This is a genomic window from Ruminococcus flavefaciens, assembly GCF_900143025.1.
GTDB classification, from domain to species: domain Bacteria; phylum Bacillota; class Clostridia; order Oscillospirales; family Ruminococcaceae; genus Ruminococcus; species Ruminococcus flavefaciens_I.
The window spans coordinates 93,288-115,186 of record NZ_FRCT01000001.1 but is presented as its reverse complement, the minus strand read 5'-3'; the positions used below and the strand labels follow the sequence as shown (position 1 = coordinate 115,186).

14 protein-coding genes are annotated in these 21,899 nt (G+C 45.2%); 6 read left to right on the top strand and 8 right to left on the bottom strand.

Annotated elements, in window-relative coordinates:
• The first annotated feature begins 243 nt into the window (after positions 1–243).
• From BUB28_RS00520 to BUB28_RS00505, 4 genes are all read left to right on the top strand, one after another.
• A complete protein-coding gene (locus BUB28_RS00520) occupies positions 244–1,299 on the top strand; it encodes a sensor histidine kinase (RefSeq protein WP_207647067.1) in 1,056 nt (351 codons plus the stop codon).
• A 155-nt stretch (positions 1,300–1,454) separates the two neighbouring features.
• Complete coding sequence (locus tag BUB28_RS00515; protein ID WP_081373318.1) at positions 1,455–1,610, top strand: cyclic lactone autoinducer peptide; 156 nt, start codon at positions 1,455–1,457, stop codon at positions 1,608–1,610.
• A gap of 872 nt (positions 1,611–2,482) precedes the next feature.
• Entirely contained in the window at positions 2,483–5,128 is a 2,646-nt protein-coding gene (locus tag BUB28_RS00510) for a cation-translocating P-type ATPase (protein WP_072947718.1), read from the top strand.
• A gap of 208 nt (positions 5,129–5,336) precedes the next feature.
• Positions 5,337–5,834, top strand: coding sequence for a GNAT family N-acetyltransferase (locus BUB28_RS00505; protein WP_072947716.1), 498 nt, complete (start codon positions 5,337–5,339; stop codon positions 5,832–5,834).
• A gap of 221 nt (positions 5,835–6,055) precedes the next feature.
• Here BUB28_RS00505 and BUB28_RS00500 read toward each other — a convergent pair whose 3' ends face one another.
• From BUB28_RS00500 to BUB28_RS00485, 4 genes are all read right to left on the bottom strand, one after another.
• Positions 6,056–7,630 (bottom strand): hypothetical protein, encoded by a 1,575-nt coding sequence (locus BUB28_RS00500; RefSeq protein ID WP_072947714.1) that lies wholly within the window; start codon positions 7,628–7,630, stop codon positions 6,056–6,058.
• 80 nt (positions 7,631–7,710) lie between these two features.
• Positions 7,711–8,100 carry an RNA polymerase sigma factor gene (locus tag BUB28_RS00495; protein ID WP_242939893.1) on the bottom strand — a complete coding sequence of 130 codons (390 nt, stop codon included), beginning with the start codon at positions 8,098–8,100 and terminating at the stop codon, positions 7,711–7,713.
• Between the two features lie 438 nt (positions 8,101–8,538).
• Positions 8,539–11,259, bottom strand: coding sequence for an autotransporter outer membrane beta-barrel domain-containing protein (locus BUB28_RS00490; RefSeq protein WP_072947713.1), 2,721 nt, complete (start codon positions 11,257–11,259; stop codon positions 8,539–8,541).
• 24 nt (positions 11,260–11,283) lie between these two features.
• Positions 11,284–13,383: an efflux RND transporter permease subunit gene (locus BUB28_RS00485; protein ID WP_072947711.1), complete on the bottom strand. Its 2,100-nt coding sequence runs from the start codon at positions 13,381–13,383 to the stop codon at positions 11,284–11,286.
• 383 nt (positions 13,384–13,766) lie between these two features.
• On the opposite strand from BUB28_RS00485, the gene BUB28_RS00480 reads away from it, so the two are divergent.
• A complete protein-coding gene (locus BUB28_RS00480; RefSeq protein WP_072947709.1) occupies positions 13,767–14,369 on the top strand; it encodes a TetR/AcrR family transcriptional regulator in 603 nt (200 codons plus the stop codon).
• Positions 14,370–14,420: 51 nt separating this feature from the next.
• Entirely contained in the window at positions 14,421–16,478 is a 2,058-nt protein-coding gene (gene feoB, locus BUB28_RS00475; RefSeq protein WP_072947708.1) for a ferrous iron transport protein B, read from the top strand.
• On the opposite strand, the gene BUB28_RS00470 is transcribed toward feoB, so the two are convergent.
• From BUB28_RS00470 to BUB28_RS00450, 4 genes are all read right to left on the bottom strand, one after another.
• Positions 16,468–17,811 carry an MATE family efflux transporter gene (locus tag BUB28_RS00470; RefSeq protein WP_072947706.1) on the bottom strand — a complete coding sequence of 448 codons (1,344 nt, stop codon included), beginning with the start codon at positions 17,809–17,811 and terminating at the stop codon, positions 16,468–16,470. The genes feoB and BUB28_RS00470 overlap by 11 nt on opposite strands.
• 139 nt (positions 17,812–17,950) lie before the next feature.
• Complete coding sequence (locus tag BUB28_RS00465) at positions 17,951–19,255, bottom strand: UDP-N-acetylglucosamine 1-carboxyvinyltransferase (RefSeq protein WP_072947704.1); 1,305 nt, start codon at positions 19,253–19,255, stop codon at positions 17,951–17,953.
• Between the two features lie 111 nt (positions 19,256–19,366).
• Complete coding sequence (locus BUB28_RS17205; RefSeq protein ID WP_207647066.1) at positions 19,367–20,851, bottom strand: peptidylprolyl isomerase; 1,485 nt, start codon at positions 20,849–20,851, stop codon at positions 19,367–19,369.
• A 183-nt stretch (positions 20,852–21,034) separates the two neighbouring features.
• A complete protein-coding gene (locus BUB28_RS00450) occupies positions 21,035–21,850 on the bottom strand; it encodes a peptidylprolyl isomerase (protein WP_072947702.1) in 816 nt (271 codons plus the stop codon).
• Positions 21,851–21,899: the final 49 nt, after the last annotated feature.

Genomic DNA, 21,899 nt, shown 5'->3' with positions numbered 1-21,899 from the left:
ATCGCCTTTTATACGTACTCCAACGTTCTTTATGAAAAGATATACCCTTCTAAAAAGTATCATGTTTCTTTCCGTATAATATATATATTGTTAGCCGCGTTGATAATGACATACATCAAAACCCTTGAAATAGCCATATTAAATTTCTCGTTCTCATTCTTGTCACTTATAATTTTCAACATAATATTCTTCAAGCCTTCAAGCAAAAGCTTTCTCATATATGATGCTATAATTTATGTCATAATGCTGATAGTTGAAATGATAACAACATTTATGATAGCATTTATAATTGACGTACCTGTAGAAAAAATAACCGAAAAGCCATATTCTTATGCGGCAACTGCTCTCATGGACTGGATAATCATGCTTGCTCTTGCAAAATGCTTCGTATCTATAAACTCTGAAAAGGGCATAAACAATATACGTACACAAGAGGTAATAATGTTCTTTGGTCTTATTATCGGTGAAATATTACTTTTCACATTCCTTATTGACATTATTTCCGAATCTGAGTCAAGATATGAAATAGTTCTCATACTTCTTATTTTCCTGCTTTTAGATCTTTACCTTACATATCTTATCAATCGTATCTCAAAGGCATACAAGACGGAAAAAGAACTTGAACTTGTAACACAGCAGTCAACTTTACAGCTCAATGCATATAATAAGCTAAATGAAAAATACATTGCTTCAAGAAGAGTTATTCACGATGTAAGAAAACATATTGCCTCTCTTGAAGGCCTCATAACAGCAAATAAGGCTGACGAGGCAGGAAAATACAGAGATATGCTCAACTCTGAGCTCAACAAGCTCATGCCTCGCTTTGAATGTGACAATTCTATCCTTACCGTTGTTATAAACAACAAGATAGAAGCCGCAGACAACATGAAGGTTGATTTCAAGGTCAATGCCGAATTCACACAGATGGACTTCATCTCAAACCTTGATATAACGGCTATCTTCTCAAATCTGCTGGACAACGCTTTTGAAGCCTGTGCAGAGCTTCCCGAAGAAAAACGTCATGTATCACTCTCAATTACAAGGCGAAACTATTTCGTTTTCATATACGTCGAAAATACCTTTGCCGAGGTAAATCAGGACGTAAAGAAACAATTCAGAAGCACTAAAAAGGGGCATCAGGGTATCGGTATGTCAAATATCAGAAACGCCTGCAAAAAGTATAGCGGAAACTTCAATGCACATACAGAAAATGATATGTTTATAACCGAAATCCTTATCCCAATCCCCGATAATCTGGCAAACGATGATATGTTGTTTAAAAAGCACATTAATACATAAACTATATAAATTTCCAATAATTTCATACTAAAAATGCAAATAGCGGGCGTTTAGTGCAAAAGCCTTGACTTTTTTGCGTTTCTAAATATAATAATAACTAAGGCGTCACCCCGAAGGTGCCTACACAATCATTTTATCAGGAGGTAATTCATACAATGAAGTTTTCTTGTGACTCTGTCAAAGCAAAAATAATGAAAACTATCGTTACAAAATCTGTAAAGGCAGCAGAGCAGAATGCAAATTCAGCTTGCTTATGGTTAACAAACCAGCCTACTCCCCCAAAAGATCTCAAAAAGTTCAGAAGATTCTAACCGATAATAAACACATAACAGCTAATCGATTCTCTATTACATTATTCACTGCAATATCTATATATAATTATTACACCATTTGAAGCGTATTTTTCATTATCTGATGCGCCGAGCACTACGAAACGAATCACAAATAAATAATAGTAATTATCAAAGAATGTCCCAACAAAGGTTTTAGCATCAACTCAATAACGATCATAGCACACGACAATCGACAGGGTCAAATGATCGTGCAGTCACTCTTCGGGAGGCGAACCTAAAAGGGCATTAAGTCATATCACTTTTCGTGACTGCATCTTAAATGATGCCTGCACTATTAATCACGCCAACAGCTTTTATAATACATCATATCCCCTAACGGAATAGAGGTCTGCCGAGCAATCGGCAGATACGCTCTTCCGCCTAAGCTAAGGTTGATGATCATTCGTATGTCATCTCACTCGGAACAAACAGTGAACCCCCCATTACGCTTTCAGATCTCTCTAAAAAACCATCTCTATAAATAAAAAACCGTTGAAAGTACAATAGCAAATCAGAATTTCCATTCATTTGCTTGTTTCGAAGTAAATCATACAGTGATTTTTCATACAGGAAGCTCCGCTTCAGCTTCCGAACAAAAGAGTCTGTTTCTGCTCTGAGGAACGGGCTCTTTTGCTATATAAACGCATTTGCGCAGTTTCACACTTTTATCACCATACTTTCACCAAGTATACACCTTTATCTCTTGACAATTTAATCTGTAAATGATAAAATTTTATCTGTTTAGTACTGTAGTTTAGGCTGTAAGTCAGCTGTTGTTCCTAAAACAGTATATGACTTGCCCTTGACCGCAGTTTTTATTTTATTACAATGATATTTTAGGGGAGGAAAAAATGAAACATTATCTCGAATCCACCGACTCCGTACTCAAGGAGGTTGACAGCTCGGCATCAGGTCTTACTGCTGAAGAAGCCAAGAAAAGACTTGAGACCGTAGGTCAGAACAAGCTCGATGAGCCTCCTAAGCCAACTCTTATGGCTCGTTTCATCGAACAGTTCAAAAACCCGATGATACTTGTACTTATCGCAGCCGCTGTTATATCTGCGATAACAGGCATTATATCCGAGGGTAAGCTTGATGCGGACGTTTTCATAATCCTGTTCGTTGTTATCGCAAATGCGGTTCTCGGCGTATATCAGGAAAATAAAGCAGAATCTGCCATTGAAGCATTACAGGCTATGAGTGCCGCACAGAGCAAGGTATTCCGCTCCGGCGAGCTTGTAGTCATACCAAGCTCAGAGCTTGTACCGGGTGATGTAATAGCTCTTGAAGCAGGTGACAACGTACCTGCCGACTGCCGTATTCTTGAAGCAGCTGCACTTAAAGCCGAAGAATCAGCTCTGACAGGTGAGAGCGTACCATGCGAAAAGGACAGTGCAGTCCTCTCAGGCGAGGAAGTACCTCTCGGCGACAGAAAGAATATGCTCTACATGGGCAGCAGCATCGCCTACGGTCGTGCAGAGGCTGTTGTAGTTGCTACAGGTATGCAGACCGAAATGGGTAAGATAGCAGGTGCTATCGCTAACGCTGACGACGATGAGACTCCTCTTCAGAAGAGCCTTGACCAGCTCAGCAAGATACTTTCTATCGCAGTTCTTGTTATCTGCGTTATTATCCTCGGACTTAACATAGTACGTATGCTCGCTGCAGACGGCGCTATCACACTTCCTAAGTTCCTTGAATCCTTTATGATAGCAGTCAGCCTTGCTGTTGCAGCTATCCCTGAGGGTCTTGCAGCAGTTGTTACTGTTGTTCTTTCTATCGGCGTTACCAATATGTCAAAGCGCGGAGCTATCATACGCAGACTTACTGCTGTTGAGGCTCTCGGCTGCGCACAGGTAATCTGCTCTGACAAGACAGGTACTCTTACACAGAACAAGATGACTGTCGTTCACGAGAATACAGACGATAAGGAGCTCCTTGCAAGAGCTATGGCTCTTTGCTGTGATGCACAGCTCAACTCCGACGACACCGTTGCAGGTGAGCCTACAGAAGCTGCTCTCGTTGCTTATGCACACAAGTGCGGACTTAAAAAGTATGAGCTTGAAGCTGCAACTCCAAGAGTTGCTGAAGCTCCTTTCGATTCACTGAGAAAGATGATGTCCACAGTCCACAAGACTGACAAGGGCTATATCCAGTACACAAAGGGCGCTCCCGATGAGGTGCTGAAAAACTGTACACATATGTACAAAGAAGGCGGCGTCCGCATAATGACAGAGTCCGACAGACTCGAAATACTCCGCCGCAATAAGGAAATGGCTGACCAGGCTCTCAGAGTCCTGCTTGCAGCTTACCGCGAATATGACGAGCTTCCTACAGATACTTCTCCTGAGGCTCTTGAACACGACCTTATATACATAGGCATGACAGGTATGATAGACCCTGTTCGTCCCGAAGTTAAGGACGCTATCGGTCTCTGCCGCACAGCAGGCATACGCCCTGTTATGATTACAGGTGACCACAGAGATACTGCTGTTGCTATCGCTAAGGAGCTTGGTATCCTCGAAAATGGTCAGCAGGCTCTCACAGGTGCAGAGCTCTCAAAGATACCCGATGATGAATTCAACGAGCACGTTGGCGACTACAGCGTTTATGCCCGTGTACAGCCTGAGCACAAGGTCCGTATCGTAAATGCATGGCGTAAGAAGGGCATGACAACTGCTATGACAGGTGACGGCGTAAACGACGCACCTTCTATCAAGAGTGCCGATATCGGTGTTGGTATGGGTATCACAGGTACCGATGTTACAAAGAACGTTGCCGATATGGTGCTTACAGACGATAACTTCGCTACTATCGTAGGCGCTGTTGAAGAGGGAAGACGTATCTACGACAATATCCGCAAGGCTATACAGTTCCTGCTTTCAAGCAACCTCAGCGAGGTGCTTTGCATACTTATCGCTACAATAGGTCTCGGAAGCCTTACAGACGGCTCATTCGTACTTTTCAATCCTGTTCACCTCTTATGGATAAACCTTATATCCGACTGCTTCCCCGCTATTGCACTGGGCATGGAGCCTGCCGAAAACGGTATCATGTCACGTAAGCCAAGAAGCAGTAATTCACACATCTTCTCTGACGGTCTGGGCATAAATCTGCTGTGGCAGGGTGCTGTCATCGCATTGCTCACACTTATCTCCTATGTTATCGGTTTCCAGACCGAGGGACATGAGTCAGGCATGACAATGGCATTCATTACCCTCTGCGTATGCGAAATGCTCCACGCATGGAACATGAGAAGCCTTAAAGACTCTATCTTCTCAATGAAGAAGCACAACATAGTGCTCATTGGTGCTATCGCACTTTCAGCTGTTCTCACAATACCGATACTCTTTATACCTTCACTGAGAGAGATGTTCTCACTTTCAGAGCTTATTGCTGAAAATTACCTCTGCGCATTCATCTGCGGTGCATTTATCTTACCTATCGTTGAAGCAGTAAAGTACTTCCAGAGACAGGCAGACGCAAAGAAGAGCTAATAGCGAAGAACTAAGATAATAGGGGCGGCGTTTCGCCGCCCGTTCATTTCAATTTAAATAATCATTTTGTAGGGGCTGGCGTCCCCGACAGCCCTTCTTGTGGGACGTCGAGGACGCCGTCCCCTACATTTTTTATTTGTCCGCATCGCGGACAGAATAATTCCGCATTCCGAATTCCTAATTCCGAATAAAAAAAAGAGGTGTTACTATGAGACTAAGACCATATGTACCAAGCAACGATTTTGACGCTATAAAGGACTGGGTAACAGATGAACGCACTAACGCCATGTGGAGTGCAAAACACTCTCCCTATCCACTTGAAAAGAAAGCTTTTGAGCAGTTTCTTGCGGATATGTACATAAAACACGGCGATTGTCCTTTCGTTGCAACTACAGACGACGGAACGATAGTCGGATTTATATGCTGCTCTGTAAACTACGAAAGCAATGAAGCACTTCTGGCATTCGTTATTATTGACCCTGCACAGCGCGGTAATGGCTATGGAAAGGAAATGATACAGCTTGCCTCGAAATACTGCTTTGAGATACTGAAAGCAGACGCAGTTCAGCTCAATGTGTTTACCGTAAACGAAAGAGCGCGGAAGTGCTACGAGAGCGCAGGCTTCAAGGAAAGGCGCATAACTCCCGATGCTTTCCCCTTCGGTGATGAGCTTTGGGGCAGATGTAATATGGTTTTAAAACCATAAGCTGTTTTACGGTGCATAAAAGTCCTTTCACTATAGGGCTGAAAAACACTGAAATTCAATGGAAAACCGTTGATTATCAGAAAAATTTTTCTTACATTCTCCCTTTTATACAAAAGGCAGCACCATAATTTGTACGTAATCACCATTCACCTATATGCAAAAATATAAGCGGCACAGTTTAAACTGTGCCGCTTTTTAACTATATCATGGTTTTTATATCATTACTTGAGTGTAATGGTCTTGTCGTTTGCTATAAGGATAACGCTTTCAGCTTCTTTGTAGTTTATGCCAGGGAATGACAGCCATGTACAGCAAGTACCTGCGTCAAAAGACTCTCCCTCTGTATCGCAGTAGCTGTATCCGAGCTCCTTCGGCTCGTAGTCTGTGCCGTCAACGTTAAGTACAAAGCTTCCTGCAAAAGCGTGCCAGTCATCATCAAAAGCATCTATAACATTATTGTAATCTGTCTCGCCGTGCGCAAGTTCTGTGCCGAGAAAATCGAACTTTACAGACAAGGAAGTATCCTCCTTGCCAAATCTGCAATGGAATAACCTGTAATCAACATTTCCGCTGCTCAGAACGATATCATCATAAAACAGATCTGCTTCACCATTATCGTATTCATAAAGCGATGATCCGTCGCTTTCCTTGTACTTTTCACTGTCAGGTCTTGGATTTACAGGCTCATTTTTCAGTTCCAAAGCATTTCCTTTAAGCACATATGCTTCGCCGTCTGCGAAAAGGGTCACGTTCACAGCATTTGCATAATCAACGCTCGGGAATGTCATCCATGTACAGCAAGTACCTGCGTCAAAAGCCTCGCCCTCTTCATCGCAGTAGCCGTAACCAAGCTCCTTCGGCTCATATTCTGTGCCGTCAACGCTGAGTATGAATGTATCTGAAAATCTGTGCCAGTCCTTGTCAAATTTTGCGTATAAATTATCGTAATCTGTCTCGCCGCCTGCAAGCTCTGTGCCGAGGAAATCGTATTTGAACTTGAACAGCGAGTCATAAGCTCCAAATTCGCAGAAGAACAGCCTGTAATCAATGTTTCCGCTGTTCATAGGTATATCATCATAATACTCGCGTACTGTCTCTTTAAGAGCCTGTTTCGGCACTGTAAAGCGATATTCCATATTTACATCATAATCAAATTTATTGTTCACGCTGTCATTTTCAAAGCTTATCTGCTTTACTGCTGCAATGACTTCCTCCTCATTTATCATAAAGGAAGATGCGCCGTTCATGCATACATGATACAGATTGTTCACATCAGGATCTTTTTCGCCGTAAGCGTCCCACATAGCATAATTGTCAAGCTCATTCAGGTATTTTTCCTCACTGAGAGTATAGGCATATATCTGTAATCTTTCATTTTCAGCGGCAAGCTGTTCGTCCTTTACGGTAATATCAAATAACATTTTTGGCGATGACAGGTCTCCTGTTACAGAAGCAAGCACTACTGTGAACATTTCGTCCGACTGCTCCTGACCTATCTCGCAAAAATGTCCCTCATCTATTATCTCTGCTGTGATCTCGTCCTTGCCGAAGAACTTTCTGAAGCGGTCGCCAAGAGGTCCGTAGCCCATAGCTGAAGCAACTGTACCCGAAATGATAACGCAGGCAGCAGCTGTTCCGATGAATTTGCCTATTATATTCCTTTTCTTTGTAGCGTTCATAGTGATATTCCTTTCCACTGAAGAAGCCTTTGCTTTTTCGAGCATTTCTTCCCCTGTCAGTCTGAATTGCTTATCACATACGCCGTCCATAGCCTTTCTGTATTTATTCTCACTCACAGCCAATCTTCCTTTCTTAACTTCTTTCTGAGTTTTTCTCTTCCGCGGTTCAGCCTTGTTTTGACTGTTGCCTCGGGAAGTCAGAGTATCTCTGCAATCTGGGAGATACCGTATTCCTCATAGTAGAAAAGGTGGATAGGAACTCTGTATTTTTCAGGAAGCTTCATTACCTCTGCGATTATCTCGTCAGTTTCGTACCTGTCATCTGAGGACATATCCTCAGGTATAGGAGATGATGAGATATGCTTTCTGCTGCGCAAATGATTCTTGCTGCCGTTTATAGCGACTCTTATGAGCCATGCCTTCATATGCTCATCAGAGTCGAATTCGCCGTCGTATGTGTATAATTTTATAAAGGTATCCTGCGAAAGCTCCGATGCGTCCTCCGCACTGCGCAGATAATTGAATATAACGGCATATACCGTGTTTTTGTACGTATCATACGCCTGTAGGAACAGTTCGTCAGTCATAGCTTTTTCTTCCTTTTGAAACGTTTCTTTCGGTCTTTCAGGACCTTTACACTCATAATACACACCTTATGCAGAAAAGGTTTCACTTTTTTCAAAAAAATTTTTCCATATAATTATATCATATTGCTTCGGATAAATCAAATCTATGTTTTTTTAGTTTAGAGTTGAGAATTGAGAGTTATGGTGTCCGCCCTTAGCCTGTAGAGACGCGCATTGCGCGTCCGCTTGGCAACTATGATATGTCGCACGAACAATGGTCGTCCCTACAGCAGCGTGACGCTGCACCCGTCCACGTTGTCGCTTGTAAACTCGCTCACTTTTTACAAAAACGTTAATTTTACTTCGCTTACAGCACATTTAATTACGCATTACAGTAACGCCGCCCCTACGGGCTAAAAAATAAGGGCGGATAATATCCGCCCCTGCATGGCTAACGGCTCATTTCGTGCCGTCAACAAGATATATGAATTTTACGCTGCCGTCCATTTTATCGGAGATGCCCGAGAAACTGTTATACTCTCTTGATGCTTCTCTCAGTGCCTTGAAGTTGTCGATTATCTCAGGGAGATTTTCATTGACAGCTCCTGTAAGCACCGATATTCCCTCGTTATTGAACTTTATCATGCCGTCGTTGAGCTCCTTTGCTCCGCTTTCAAGCTTGCCTACACCGTCAACGAGAGTCTTGCTGCCTGTTTTAAGCTTATATACGCCTGCATAAAGCTCATTGGTACCGCCGCTGAGCTTTGTTGCTCCGTTGCTGAGAAGCTTTATGGAGTCGTACAGAGTCTTTGCGCCGCCGCTTAACTGCTTGCTGCCGTCGAAAAGCTTTCCGAGTCCGTCATCGAGCGTTACAGCACCTGTACTAAGCTGTCCGAAACCGCCGTTAAGTGTGAGCGTACCCTGTGAAAGCTGTGCAAGACCGCTGTCAAGTGCCGATGCACCGTCATAGAGCTGACCGATACCGCCATTTAAGTCTATTGCGCCTGTGCTGAGCTTTCCAAGTCCTGCATTGAGTGAAGCATTGCCTGTGCTGAGCTGGTCTATTCCGTTCAGAAGTGAGTCAAGTCCGCCGATAAGCTGACTGCTGCCCCCTGCAAGAGTACCGATGCCGCCGTCAAGAGCTGCCGCACCCTTGCTCAGGTCTGCTGCGCCCTTTGAGAGCTGTGCTGTAGAGCCTGAGAGGGTAGAAGCTCCTGCTGCAAGAGCCTTGCCGCCGTCGTCAAGCTTTGCAAGTCCGCCCTGTAATGCCTCAGAGCCGCTCTTTGCAGTATCAAGACCCGTACTGAGCTGACCAATACCGCCATTGAGCTGTGCTGCGCCTGTTTTCAGTGAAGCTGCGCCTGCTCCGAGAGCTCCGTCAGCAGCCATAGATGCTGATATCTGCTTCTGTCCGTCAATAGTCTGCTGAAGTGTTCCTATTGCTACAGCAAGCTCCTGTGAAGGAGACTGCTGATATAATGCCTGTAAAGCCGTGAGAGCCTGCTCGTTTGCGGCTATAGTCGTATCAAGGGAAGTACCTGCTGCTGCGATGCCGTCGCTGAGCTTTGCTGCACCCTCGCTGAGAGCTGATGCGCCGCCAGAAAGCTGGTCTGCGCCTGTTTTTGCGCTTGCTATGCCCTCTGCAAGAGCATCTGCGCCTGTTTTTGCACTTGTTATACCCCCTGAAAGCTGTCCTGCGGACTCACTGAGCTTTTCTGCTCCGTCATTAAGGGCAGATGCGCCTGCTGCAAGCTTTGCAGAACCGTCCTTCACCTGTGCGCTGCCGTCTTTAAGCTCGCCTACGCCGCTTGTAAGTGTGCCTGCGCCGTTTTTAAGAGCTGCTGCACCCTCGTTTACCTTTGTAAAGCCTGCGGTAAGAGCATCGGAACCGTCCTTTGCGTCCTTCAAGCCGCTGCTGAGAGCGTCTGCGCCTGCGCTTACCTTGCCGAAACCGTCAACAAGTGCAGCAGAACCGTTCTTTGCGCTGTTCATGCCATCGCTGAGCTGTGCTGCGCCGCCGCTGAGCTGGTCTATACCTGCGATAAGCTTTGCAGAGCCGTCCTTTGCACTGCCGAGACCGCTCTCGAAAGTGCCTGTAGAGTCTGAAAGCGTCTTTGCGCCGTCTGCTAATTTCTTAGCACCGCTGTCAAGCTCCGCAGCACCGTTTTTCAGCTCCAGCGAGCCATTGAGGAGTTTATCTATGCCACTTGTAAGCTCTCCAGAGCCGCCTGAGAGCTTCTTTATGCCGTCATAAAGGGCAGCTGTACCGTTTGTGAGCTTTTCTGCGCCGTCGCTGAGTTCCTTCAGCTTTTCCTTTAAGTCGCCGAAATCAGCGGCATTGTCTATATCAAGCTGTGAGAATATCTCGTTGGATACTACAGTCACAGATGTATTCATCTCGAAGTTGGTAACATCTGCGGATACCTCGAAGCTTTCGGGGAGTTCGATATTCATGCCCTCTATCTTGTTAAGGTCAAGGCTTTCGCCAAGTCCCGGGAATGCCATGCCAACAACGATGAGTCTTTCACCGTCCGAAATGACCTTGCCGTTTTTTACCTCAACATTCACATAATTGTCTGTGCTGAGTACTGCCGCACTTGCAGCTAAGAACGGCACATACATCTCCTTATTTTTGCCGTTTACGTTCTTTGTGACCTTCTGATTGTTCTTGTAAGTCCAGCGGATAACAAGGTGTCCGCTCTTACCCTTGATGCTTTCGGGAGTTACTGCCTTGCCGTCAAGGATATACTCCATATCAACATCAACGGGAAGGTCCTTATTAGTATCGCCCTTGTAGTAGATATCACTGCCGTCAGCCTGCCAGCTTATGCTCTCGCCGTTTACTGTGAACTCCTCATCGCCCTTGACATTGACGATATCGCTAAGGTCGGAGATATCGGAGATATTACTGAGTGCGGGAGCATTTTTCAGCCAGTCGCTCACTACTACGTTCTTTATGCTTGAATCGCTGTTGCAGAGGACGTATACTGTCTCGTCCTTGTATGCGTTTTCGCCGTTGTCTTTTCTTGATGCGGCTGCTTCTGATATATCTGTATCCTTTGCCTTTTCGGCAGTCTTCTGTGTTTCTTCTCCGCTGTTTGCGTATGCTATAGAACCTGTTGCACCTGCGGAAACTGCTGTTGCAATCAGGGCTGCCATGATCTTACTTGCCTTTTTCATATCTATCTCTCCTTTACATAAGGTTTACGCGTTTTTGTATCTGTATTCAAACTTCTTTTCCTTTGGAATAAATCCTGCACTTGTCTTGCATATCAGCTTGTCAAATACCATGAACATTGACGGAAGCACACAAATTACTATCACCATTGAGATAAGTGCGCCTCTTGCAAGAAGCATACACAGCTCTGAGATAAGTCCGATATTGGAATAAAGCGCAACACCTACTGTTGCTGCGAAAAATCCGAGAGCCGATGTTATTACGGACATTATTGAAGTTGCAAGCGCAATGCCGACAGACTCCTTTTTGTTCTTGCCGCTGCTGCGCTCTGTGCGGTATCTTGTTGTCATAAGTATCGCATAGTCAACTGTTGCGCCCAGCTGTATAGTACCTATTACGATAGGAGCTATGAACGAGAGCGTTGAACCCATATAGTAGGCTAAACCGAGGTTTATCATTATTGCAAGCTCTATCACAGCTACAAGTATCACAGGAAGTGTTACCGAACGGAAAGTGAATGCGATTATAAGGAAGATAGCAGCTATTGAAAGAATATTTACTATCTTGAAGTCTCTGTCGGTTATAGTGATAAGGTCCTTTGTTGCGGGAGCTTCACCTATCAGCATTCCATTTGGGTCGTATTTCTTTACTATCTTGTTTATAGTGCCTATCTGCTCGTTTACATCATCGGAGGCTACTTCGTATTCAGAGCCTATTAACATGAGCTGCCATTCATCGCTCTTGAGTACGCTTCTTATCTCCTCGGGAACCGCTTCCTCGGGGATAGCCGAGCCTACAAGCGAATTGAATCCAAATGTGAACTCAACGCCGTCAACGCTCTTTATCTTGTTCATCATCTTGTTTGCGTCCTTGGCACTCATATCCGAACTAACCATGAGGATATGTGTACTGTTCATGTTATACTCCTCGGCAAGCTTGGTGTTTGCGATAACGCTGTCGAGGTCTTTCGGGAAGGTGCTGTCTATCTTATAGTATACTCCGTAGTTGCTGTTGCCGAAAACCGCAGGTATGAGGAGCACTATAGCTCCTGTGAGGAATACCCATGAATGTTTCACGATAAAAGCAGATGTACGCTTGAACGAAGGCAGGAAGTCCTTGTGTGAGGTCTTAGATATTGCCTTGTCGAACATGAGTATCATCGAAGGGAGAACTGTTACGCAGGAAATAACGCCGCATACAACGCCCTTTGCCATTACGATACCCAGATCAAGACCAAGTGTGAATGTCATAAAGCACATTGCAAGGAAGCCTGCAACCGTTGTGAAGGAGCTTCCCACTACAGATGTTATGGTAGCTGCGATAGCGTGTGCCATTGCGTCCTGCCTGCTGTCAGGATAGTACTTCTGCTGCTCCTTGTAGCTGTGCCAGAGGAATATGGAGTAGTCCATAGTAACGCCAAGCTGTAATACCATTGCAAGTGCCTGTGTTATGAAGGATATCTCGCCGAGGAAGATATTCGAGCCTAAGTTCCAGGCAACTGCAAAGCCTATGCTCAGCATGAAGAACAGGGGAATAAGGAACGAATCCATAGTCACCATAAGTACGATGCTCGTAAGGATAGCTGCGATAGCTGCATATATCAGCATCTCGCTCTCCGTAATATTTTTCATATCAAGAGTGATAGCCGACATACCGCTGATAAAGCACTGTTTTGATGTTATTTTCCTCATAGTCTCAACAGCCTTCAGCGTTCCCTCGCCTGAAGTGGTATCATCAAAGAATACCGCCATGAGATTTGTGTCGCCTTTGTTGAAGAACTCGGAAATATTAGAGGGAAGTATCTCCTTTGGTATATTGCAGTCTGTAAGCGACTGATAGCATACGACGTTTGAAACATGGTCAACAGCCGCTATCTTGTCGGCAGTCGCCGCGACGTCCTTGTCGCTCATGCCCTCCACCATTACAAGTGAAAAGCCTCCTTGTCCGAATTGCTCCTTCAGGATATCCTGTCCGACCATTGTATTGATATTCTTTGGCAGATAGGAAAGTATATCATAGTTTACCTTTGTTTTTACATATCCTATTGCCGAAGGGATAAGCATTACCACAGCGAATACCAGTATAAGTACTCTGTGCTTTGCTATCCATTCACCGAGTTTTAGCATCTTATCATATCCTTTCTGTTATATTACAGGCGCATATTGAACGTCCGCGAGCCTATACCCTTAGGAGAAACCGCTTTATATGGGAAATTGTAAAAGCTGAACTTATCTCACGGACATTCAGCCTGCGCCTGTTACTTTTTGTTATTTTATAGTATATTACAAAAATGACCGTTAGTCAACTCCATTTGGCAATAAAAATGACTTTCGGTCATATTTTTGTAGACCTGCACAAAACAGCCATTTATTAAGCCTGACCATTGGTCAATTTCATGTACTTGACAGAAAAAATCTAAAGAGATATAATAAATATGACAGCAGGGAATGTCGCTCTCGGTATTCCCTGCAAAAAGCCTGACGGCTAAATAAGAGAGAGGGGCGTTCTAATGGGCAAGATAGATGCAAATAAAAAAATGAAGGAAAACTCTCTGCTAAAAACCGCTTTTGAGTTTTTTACAACAAAGGGCTTCAGCAAGACCTCTATCACCGATATCGTAAGCAAGGCAGGTGTGGCAAAGGGTACATTCTACCTGTATTTCAAGGACAAGTATGATATAAGGAACAAGCTTGTATCCCACAAGTCAAGCCAGCTGTTCCTGACTGCTATAAACGAGCTCGGCGACGACCTGCGCGGTCTTTCCTTTGAGGACAAGTTCATAAAAATAATCAACAATATCATAAATCAGCTCAACAACGACCAGTCTCTCCTGACATTCATATCCAAAAATCTTAGCTGGGGCATATTCAAAAACGCCATAACCTCTCCCGCTTCAGATAAAGATGTTGACTTCTCAACGGTATATTATAATATGCTGAATGAAGCCCCCTATGAGTTCCGTGACCCCGAGATAATGCTCTTTATGATAATCGAGCTTGTAAGCTCGACCTGCTATTCGACGATACTCTACAAGGATCCATGTACAATAGCCGAATTAAAGCCTTATCTCTACAATGCCATAAAGCTTATAATCTCTCAGCACAAAAAATAAGTTATAATACGCCCCCTTTTTCGCATATAATTTCCGGAAAGGGGGCTTTTTATGTCCGAACACTTCACAATTGCCCTTGCAGGCAATCCAAACGTTGGCAAATCTACGGTTTTCAACGCTCTGACAGGCATGAAACAGCACACGGGGAACTGGGCAGGCAAGACCGTTGAAGGTGCGGAAGGCAGTTTTTCCTGCGGTGATACCGACTTTTTGCTCATAGATACCCCCGGGACTTATTCCCTCAGGGGCGGCTCTGCCGAAGAAGTCAGCGCCCGTGATATCATTTGCTTTGGCGGAGCCGATGCGGTCATGGTCGTATGCGATGCCACCTGCTTACAGCGCAATCTCTGCCTTGTGCTACAGGTCATGGAAATATCAAAGCGAGTCATAGTGTGCGTAAACCTTATGGACGAGGCTCACAGCAAGGGCATCTCCGTGGATATACCGATGCTTTCGCAGCTCCTCGGTGTACCCGTTATCGGTATCTCCGCAAGAAGCGGAGAGGGCATCGGTGCGCTGACAGCGGAGCTGTGCGGACTTGTCCGCAGAGAGCCAGCGGCTCTCCTGCGCACCGACTTTGCCGAGCCGCTGAACACAGCTGCGGCACAACTTGAAACCCTACTCGGAAACAGAATAACATCTGTGCCGCAGCGTTACGCGGCACTTCGCCTGCTGGAAAACGACGAAGCTGTCCTGCAAAAAATAGAGGAGCATGAGAATATACGCTTCGCCGAATACGATGATATCACCGCCTTTCTGGAACAGCTCCGCGCCGACGGACTGAGTCCCGAGGCAGCAGCAGACAGCGCAGCCTCGGCAATATTGTCAGAAGCAGAAAAAATCGCCCAAAAAGCAGTACATACCGACGAGATCAGGCAGTACAGCCGCGATCGCCGACTCGACAGGATATTCCTGAGCCGCCGCTTCGGAACACCTGTTATGCTGCTTCTTCTGGGACTTATCCTGTGGATAACCATTATCGGTGCAAACTACCCGTCGGAGCTTCTCAGCCGCGGATTTTCCGCACTGGGCGCAAAGCTGACACAGGGACTCAACGCTGTCTCAGCTCCCTCATGGCTGGAGGGGATACTCATACAGGGGATATACCGCGTACTTTCATGGGTGGTTTCGGTAATGCTGCCGCCAATGGCAATATTTTTCCCTCTGTTCACACTTCTTGAGGACTTCGGCTATCTGCCGCGCATAGCCTTCAATCTCGACCACTGTTTCCGCTGCTCGGGAGCCTGCGGCAAACAGGCTATAACTATGGCAATGGGCTTCGGCTGCAATGCCTGCGGAGTTACAGGTTGCAGGATAATAGACTCGCCGAGAGAACGGCTCATAGCCATACTGACAAACAATTTCGTCCCCTGCAACGGACGTTTCCCCACTATCATAGCAATTATCACCATGTTCTTCATAACAGCAGGCGGAGCTGCTTCGTCTATACTCTCTGCAATTATACTTCTTGTATTAATTCTACTCGGAGTATTAGCCACTCTCGGAGTATCAAAGCTCCTTTCCGTGACCATTCTCCGCGGAGCTCCCTCGTCATTCACGCTTGAGCTCCCACCTTATCGCATACCACAGGTGAAAAAAGTCCTTGTCCGCTCAGTCCTCGACAGGACTGTTTTCGTCCTTGCACGAGCCTGCACAGCTGCCGCTCCCTGCGGACTTATAATATGGCTCATGGCAAATATACACATCGGCAGCGGAACTCTCCTTGCCCACGCCGCAAATCTTCTTGCACCGACAGGTTCACACATTGGACTTGACGGAGTCATACTTCTTGCCTTTATACTGGGATTTCCTGCAAACGAAATAGTGATCCCCATAATTCTTATGGCATATCTTTCACAGGGTACTCTCATAGAAGCAGGCAGCACCGAACAGCTCCGCCAGCTCCTTATCTCCCACGGCTGGACACTAAAAACTGCGGTCTGTATGGTAGTGTTCACGCTTTTCCACTTTCCCTGCGCAACTACCTGCATGACCATAAAAAAAGAAACGGGCAGCCTTAAATGGACTGCCCTCAGCTTCCTGCTGCCAACTGCCGCAGGAATGATATTATGTTTTTTAATAAATACCGTCTGGAAATTCATCGGGTGATGTTCTTTACCCACTTATACTTCACGTAATGCTTATATACCGCAGGTATTTTCACGAATTCGTCCAGCGTCAGTATAAAAGCTACCGCAAGCACGGGGAGCTTCAGCACAAAGGCAGCTATTGCTCCCATTGGCACTACCACGCACCACAAAGTAACTATATCGCATATCATACCGAAGCGCGTATCGCCTCCTGCGGGGAAAATACCGCCTATGATAGTGGAATTCAGCGAATTTCCTATTATGTAATACGCCGCCATGAACATCATAAACTTCATATAATAGTTGGCTTTTTCGTTAAGGGTAATAAAGCTCATCAACAGCGGAGTGACCGCAAGTATTACAAGTCCGGAAACAACGCCTATCCATATGGAGAGCCGCACGAATTTTCCGCCTGCTTTTTTGGCTTCCTGCGTCTCGTTCCTGCCCAGCATACCACCGATTATTATGCCTACACCTGCGGCTATGCCCCAGCAGAGACTTGCTATCATGCTCCTGACAATGCTTGCAATGGCATTTGCCGCAACAGCGTCGCTTCCCAGTCTGCCCATAATCACCGAGTACATGGTGACTCCGCCGCCCCAGCCAAGCTGATTCAGCAGAAGCGGTACGGTATATCTCCAGTAATCCCTGTGAAGCTCCTTGCTGCCGTTTTTCAGCATAAGCTTAACACTTAAAGGCAGACATTTACCCTTGAAAACCGCTATCACGACCATGACCACTTCAAAAACTCTCGAAAGAACCGTTGCGAGAGCTGCTCCGATTATGCCCATTTTGGGGAAGAATCCAACACCAAAGATAAAAAGTCCGTTCATTATTATGTTGAGAACTACCGAGACCGAGCACACTACCGAGCTAAGCTTTGCGCGGTCACAGACCTTCATCATACTGAAATAGACCTGCGAAAATCCCAGCATCAGATATGACGGAGAGACTACCCTTAGATATTTTGCTCCCTCAGCTATAAGAACTTTATCAGAGGTAAATATCATCATTAGCTGACGGGGGATAAACAAAGCCGCTAATGTAAAAAGAAGCCCCACCAACAGAGAATACCTCATAGTTATCGCAAGAACTTCCTCTGTGGTGCGCTTGTCCCCTTTTCCCCAGTACTGAGCCGCAAGCACGGTAAGTCCCGATACAAAAGCCATATTGAAAAGATTGGATACGAACCAGACCTGCCCTGCAAGTGACGAAGCAGAAAGTGAATCCTGATCGAGAAAGCCCAGCATAAAAGCATCGCTCGCCGAAACCAGTGAATACATAAAATACTGGACGGCTATAGGAGCTACGATGGTTAATAATTTTTTATATATACTTTTATTTTCCTGCATAAATCTCCTTTTTGAAGCCGTTAGCCCTTAGCCTTTAGAAATTGGCTGCAAATGCAGCCATAACAAGCCTAACGGCTAATAGCTAAGGGCTATAGATGAAAAAGCTGCCGCACATATGTGCAGCAGCCATTATGTCTTATTAAACCGCAGCCTTTGCGCCGTCGGTCTTTGTTCCCTCAGCCTTATCGGGAACGCTTACCTTTTCGATGTCCGCACCAAGAGCACGAAGCTTGCCCTCCATGCAGTCATAACCTCTTTCGATATGGTAGATATCCTCGATCTCGGTAACGCCGCTTGCAGCAAGTCCTGCAATGATAAGTGCTGCGCCTGCTCTCAGGTCACAAGCCTTTACGGGAGCTCCCATAAGCTTGCCTGTGCCCTCTATAAGAGCTACCTTGCCGTTTACAGTGATATCCGCGCCCATTCTTCTGAGCTCGTCCACATAGCGGAAACGCTGCTCCCAGATATTCTCGGTAATAATACTTGTACCCTCTGCAAGACACAGAAGTGTAGCTATCTGAGACTGCATATCAGTTGGGAATCCCGGGTGAGGAGCTGTCTTGACATTTGTCTTTACCAGCGGTCCGTCTACCCAGACTCTTATACTGTCATCGAACTGTTCGATATTGACACCGATCTTTTCAAGCTTTTTGGTAATGGATTCAAGATGCTTCGGGATAACGTTCTTGATAAGAACATCGCCCTTTGTTGCGGCAACTGCCACCATAAATGTACCTGCTTCTATCTGATCGGGTATAACTGCATAAGTAGTGCCGTGAAGATGCTCAACGCCTCTGATCTTGATAACGTCAGTACCTGCACCCATGATATTTGCGCCCATGGAGTTGAGGAAGTTCGCAAGATCAACGATATGAGGCTCCTTTGCCGCATTTTCGATTATTGTAAGTCCCTCAGCCTTTACAGCAGCCAGCATTGCATTCATTGTAGCTCCTACTGTAACAACGTCAAAGAAGATCTGATTGCCGCTGAGCTTGTCAGCAGTAAGATCTATCATGCCCTGACTGAGGGTATGCTTTGCACCGAGGGCTGTGAAAGCCTTTAAGTGCTGATCTATCGGACGGTCTCCGAGAGGACATCCGCCCGGCATGGAAACTCTTGCTTTATTGAATTTGCCCAGAAGAGCACCGAGGAAGTAATAGGAAGCACGCATTTTTCTTGCATACTCATAAGGAACACAGAATTTGCTGATAGTCGTAGGATCTATCCTGTAGGTATCCTTTGCGATATTGGTCACTTCTGCGCCCATTTCCTCAAGAATACGGATACATATCCTTACATCGCTGATATAAGGAACATTTTCTATAACGCATGGCTCATCTGAAAGAATTACAGCAGGAAGGATCGCTACAGCTGCATTTTTAGCTCCGCTGATAGTTACTTCGCCATGAAGGCGTCTTCCGCCCTTTACAACAAACTTATCCAAATATTTTCTCTCCTTAGTTTTTCGGGGTATTTTTTTCTGCTCCCGAATTTCTTTCTTTTGTTCGTCGGCATTCAGCCGAAAATTATTCAATAAGCCCGTGGCTTAAAGAGATCATTTATAATCGGAAATACTCCAGCGCACTTCTTCGCCGTTATATTCCGATACCGTCATCGACTCGATAACAACGTCCTTTTTAGGCTTGTTATTATTTTCATCGACCTCTACGTTCTGGACATCAAAAACTATATCAAGACCGTCAAATACCTGACCGAATACTGTATAATCTCCGTCAAGCCACGGTGCTCCGCCGTATGTGGAATATACCTCTTCCTGATTTTCTGTAAATGAATATCCAAAGGATTTAAGCTCGTCAATTTTGTCTTTACCGTAAACTTCACCTGTCACGATATAGAACTGACTGCCGTTTGTATTAGTAGAGCCGCTGTTTGCATAAGCAACTGCTCCTGCTGCATGGATAAGGTGCGGATCGGTACCGCCCTCATATCCCTTTTCAAATATGGAATCGCCGCCTGTACCGTCGCCGTTAGGGTCACCGCCCTGTATCATGAAGTCCTTCATGATCCTGTGGAAGGTGAGACCATTGTAATAGCCTCTTTTGCAAAGCTCTATGAAATTCTCAACGCCCTTGTCCGCATATTCGGGGAAGAGCTTGATCTTTACCTCTCCGTCATAGCCCTTGAGCTTCATGCTGACGATAGTTTCGCCCTCCTTTGGAGCGGTAAAGTTTGATATGGTTACATTTTCCATACCTGTTGAATTTTTTATCTCATCTGCGTCAAATTCTTCGTAATCACTGATATACCAATGTATATCCTCGCCGTTGTATTCGCCTACGGTAACGGATTCCATTACAACGTCCTTGAACGGCATTGAAGAATTCTGATCTACGGACACGTTCTGTATCTTGAATATCACATCAAGACCGTCGATGACCTGTCCGAACACGGTATAACCGCCGTCAAGCCACGGTGCGCCGCCGACCTTCTTGTACTGCTCTTTGGCGTTTTCAGAGAATTCCAGTCCCTTCTGGCTGTAATACTCGAAATCGTCGTCTGTCGGAACAGTTCCCGTAACCACGTAGAACTGGCTTCCGTTTGTATCCGTGCCGCCGCTGTTTGCATAAGCAAGAGCACCTGCAACATGGATAAGATGCGGATCGGTACCGCCGTCGAACTTTTCGCCCCAGATGGACTCGCCGCCTGTGCCTGTTCCCAGCGGGTCACCGCCCTGTATCATAAAGTCCTTGATGACTCTGTGGAACTTCAGCCCGTCATAGTAGCCCTTTTTAGCAAGCTCTACGAAGTTCTCAACGCCCTTGTCCGCATATTCGGGGAAGAGCCTGAACTTTACGGTGCCGTAGTCCTTGATCTTCATTACTATTATCGTATCGCCCTTTTCGGGTGGTGTAAAGTTTGCGATATCAACATTTTCAACCTCCGCAGCATTTGTTGTATCGCCCTGAGTTGTATCGCTTGATGAAGTTCCAGATGTTTCTGTACCCTTATTGCCGCATGAAGCAAGTGTGCCCGCAGCCATAAGCATACACATAATACCTGCCAGAACCTTTTTTAACATAAAATTCCACTCCTCAGTTATATGAGATCATGTTTTTATTATTAGTAATTATACTTCAACTTATATATTATACATCATAAAATCCGATTTGTAAATAGTTTCCGCAATTTTTTGGTGTTTTCGGACAAAGCATTAAGTTTAACAGTTCAGATTTATCTAAAAAATAACGACTTGTCAAACCATTTATTTCGTTGTGGTTTCGACTTTTTCTGCCTTGTTTTCGTCATTTGAATAGGTACTTATTGTGACAGAATTTATCATAACGTCCTCAACAGGGAATTTATAGCCGCCCTTGTTCTCGGTCTGAAGGCTTGCAAGCTTTTCAACAACGTCAAGACCGCTGTAGGTCTGACCGATAACTGTCATCTGCTGTGAGAAATTCGGAACGCCGCCCTTTTCGATAAAAGCGTCAGCAAGCTTCTGGCTTTCGGATACATCCTTCAGCTCTTTCTTGAAGTCGTCATTGAATTCAACTGTATTCAGCACCATAAAACGGCTTCCGTTATAATAAGTACCGCCGCCCAGCAGCTTTTCCTTGAAGGACTTGTCTATGGTAGTATTCATAGCAAGCACAGCGCCCTTGAACGGCCATAGATCCTGATGAAGCTCTCTTTTTACAAGCTCGTGGGAATTATCCTTTGCAGAGCCGTCCTTATTTGGAGCGCCTGCAGCTGAATACACGCCGTCCTCGGAATGAAAGACGTAGGTACCGTTATAGTAGCCCTCATTTGCAAGGCTCGTGAAATTCTCAACAGCCTTCGGAGACTGCTGCGGATAGAGCACAAACCTGTATTCGCCTATAGTTGTATCCACTATGGCGATAGGATCGCCCTCCTTAGGACCGTCAAGCTGTATCAGCTTTATGGTGTTCGGGTCAACGGTTATATAAGCAGTCTGTCGTGCCGCAAGAGTATTGCTCAGCATTATAACAAGCGATGAAACACCCATTATAAGTGTAAATATCAGCACGAGTCTGACAACATGGTTCTTTTTTATCATGTAAATATCCTTTCCTTTGCATACTACTTTTATTATACATACATTGTCT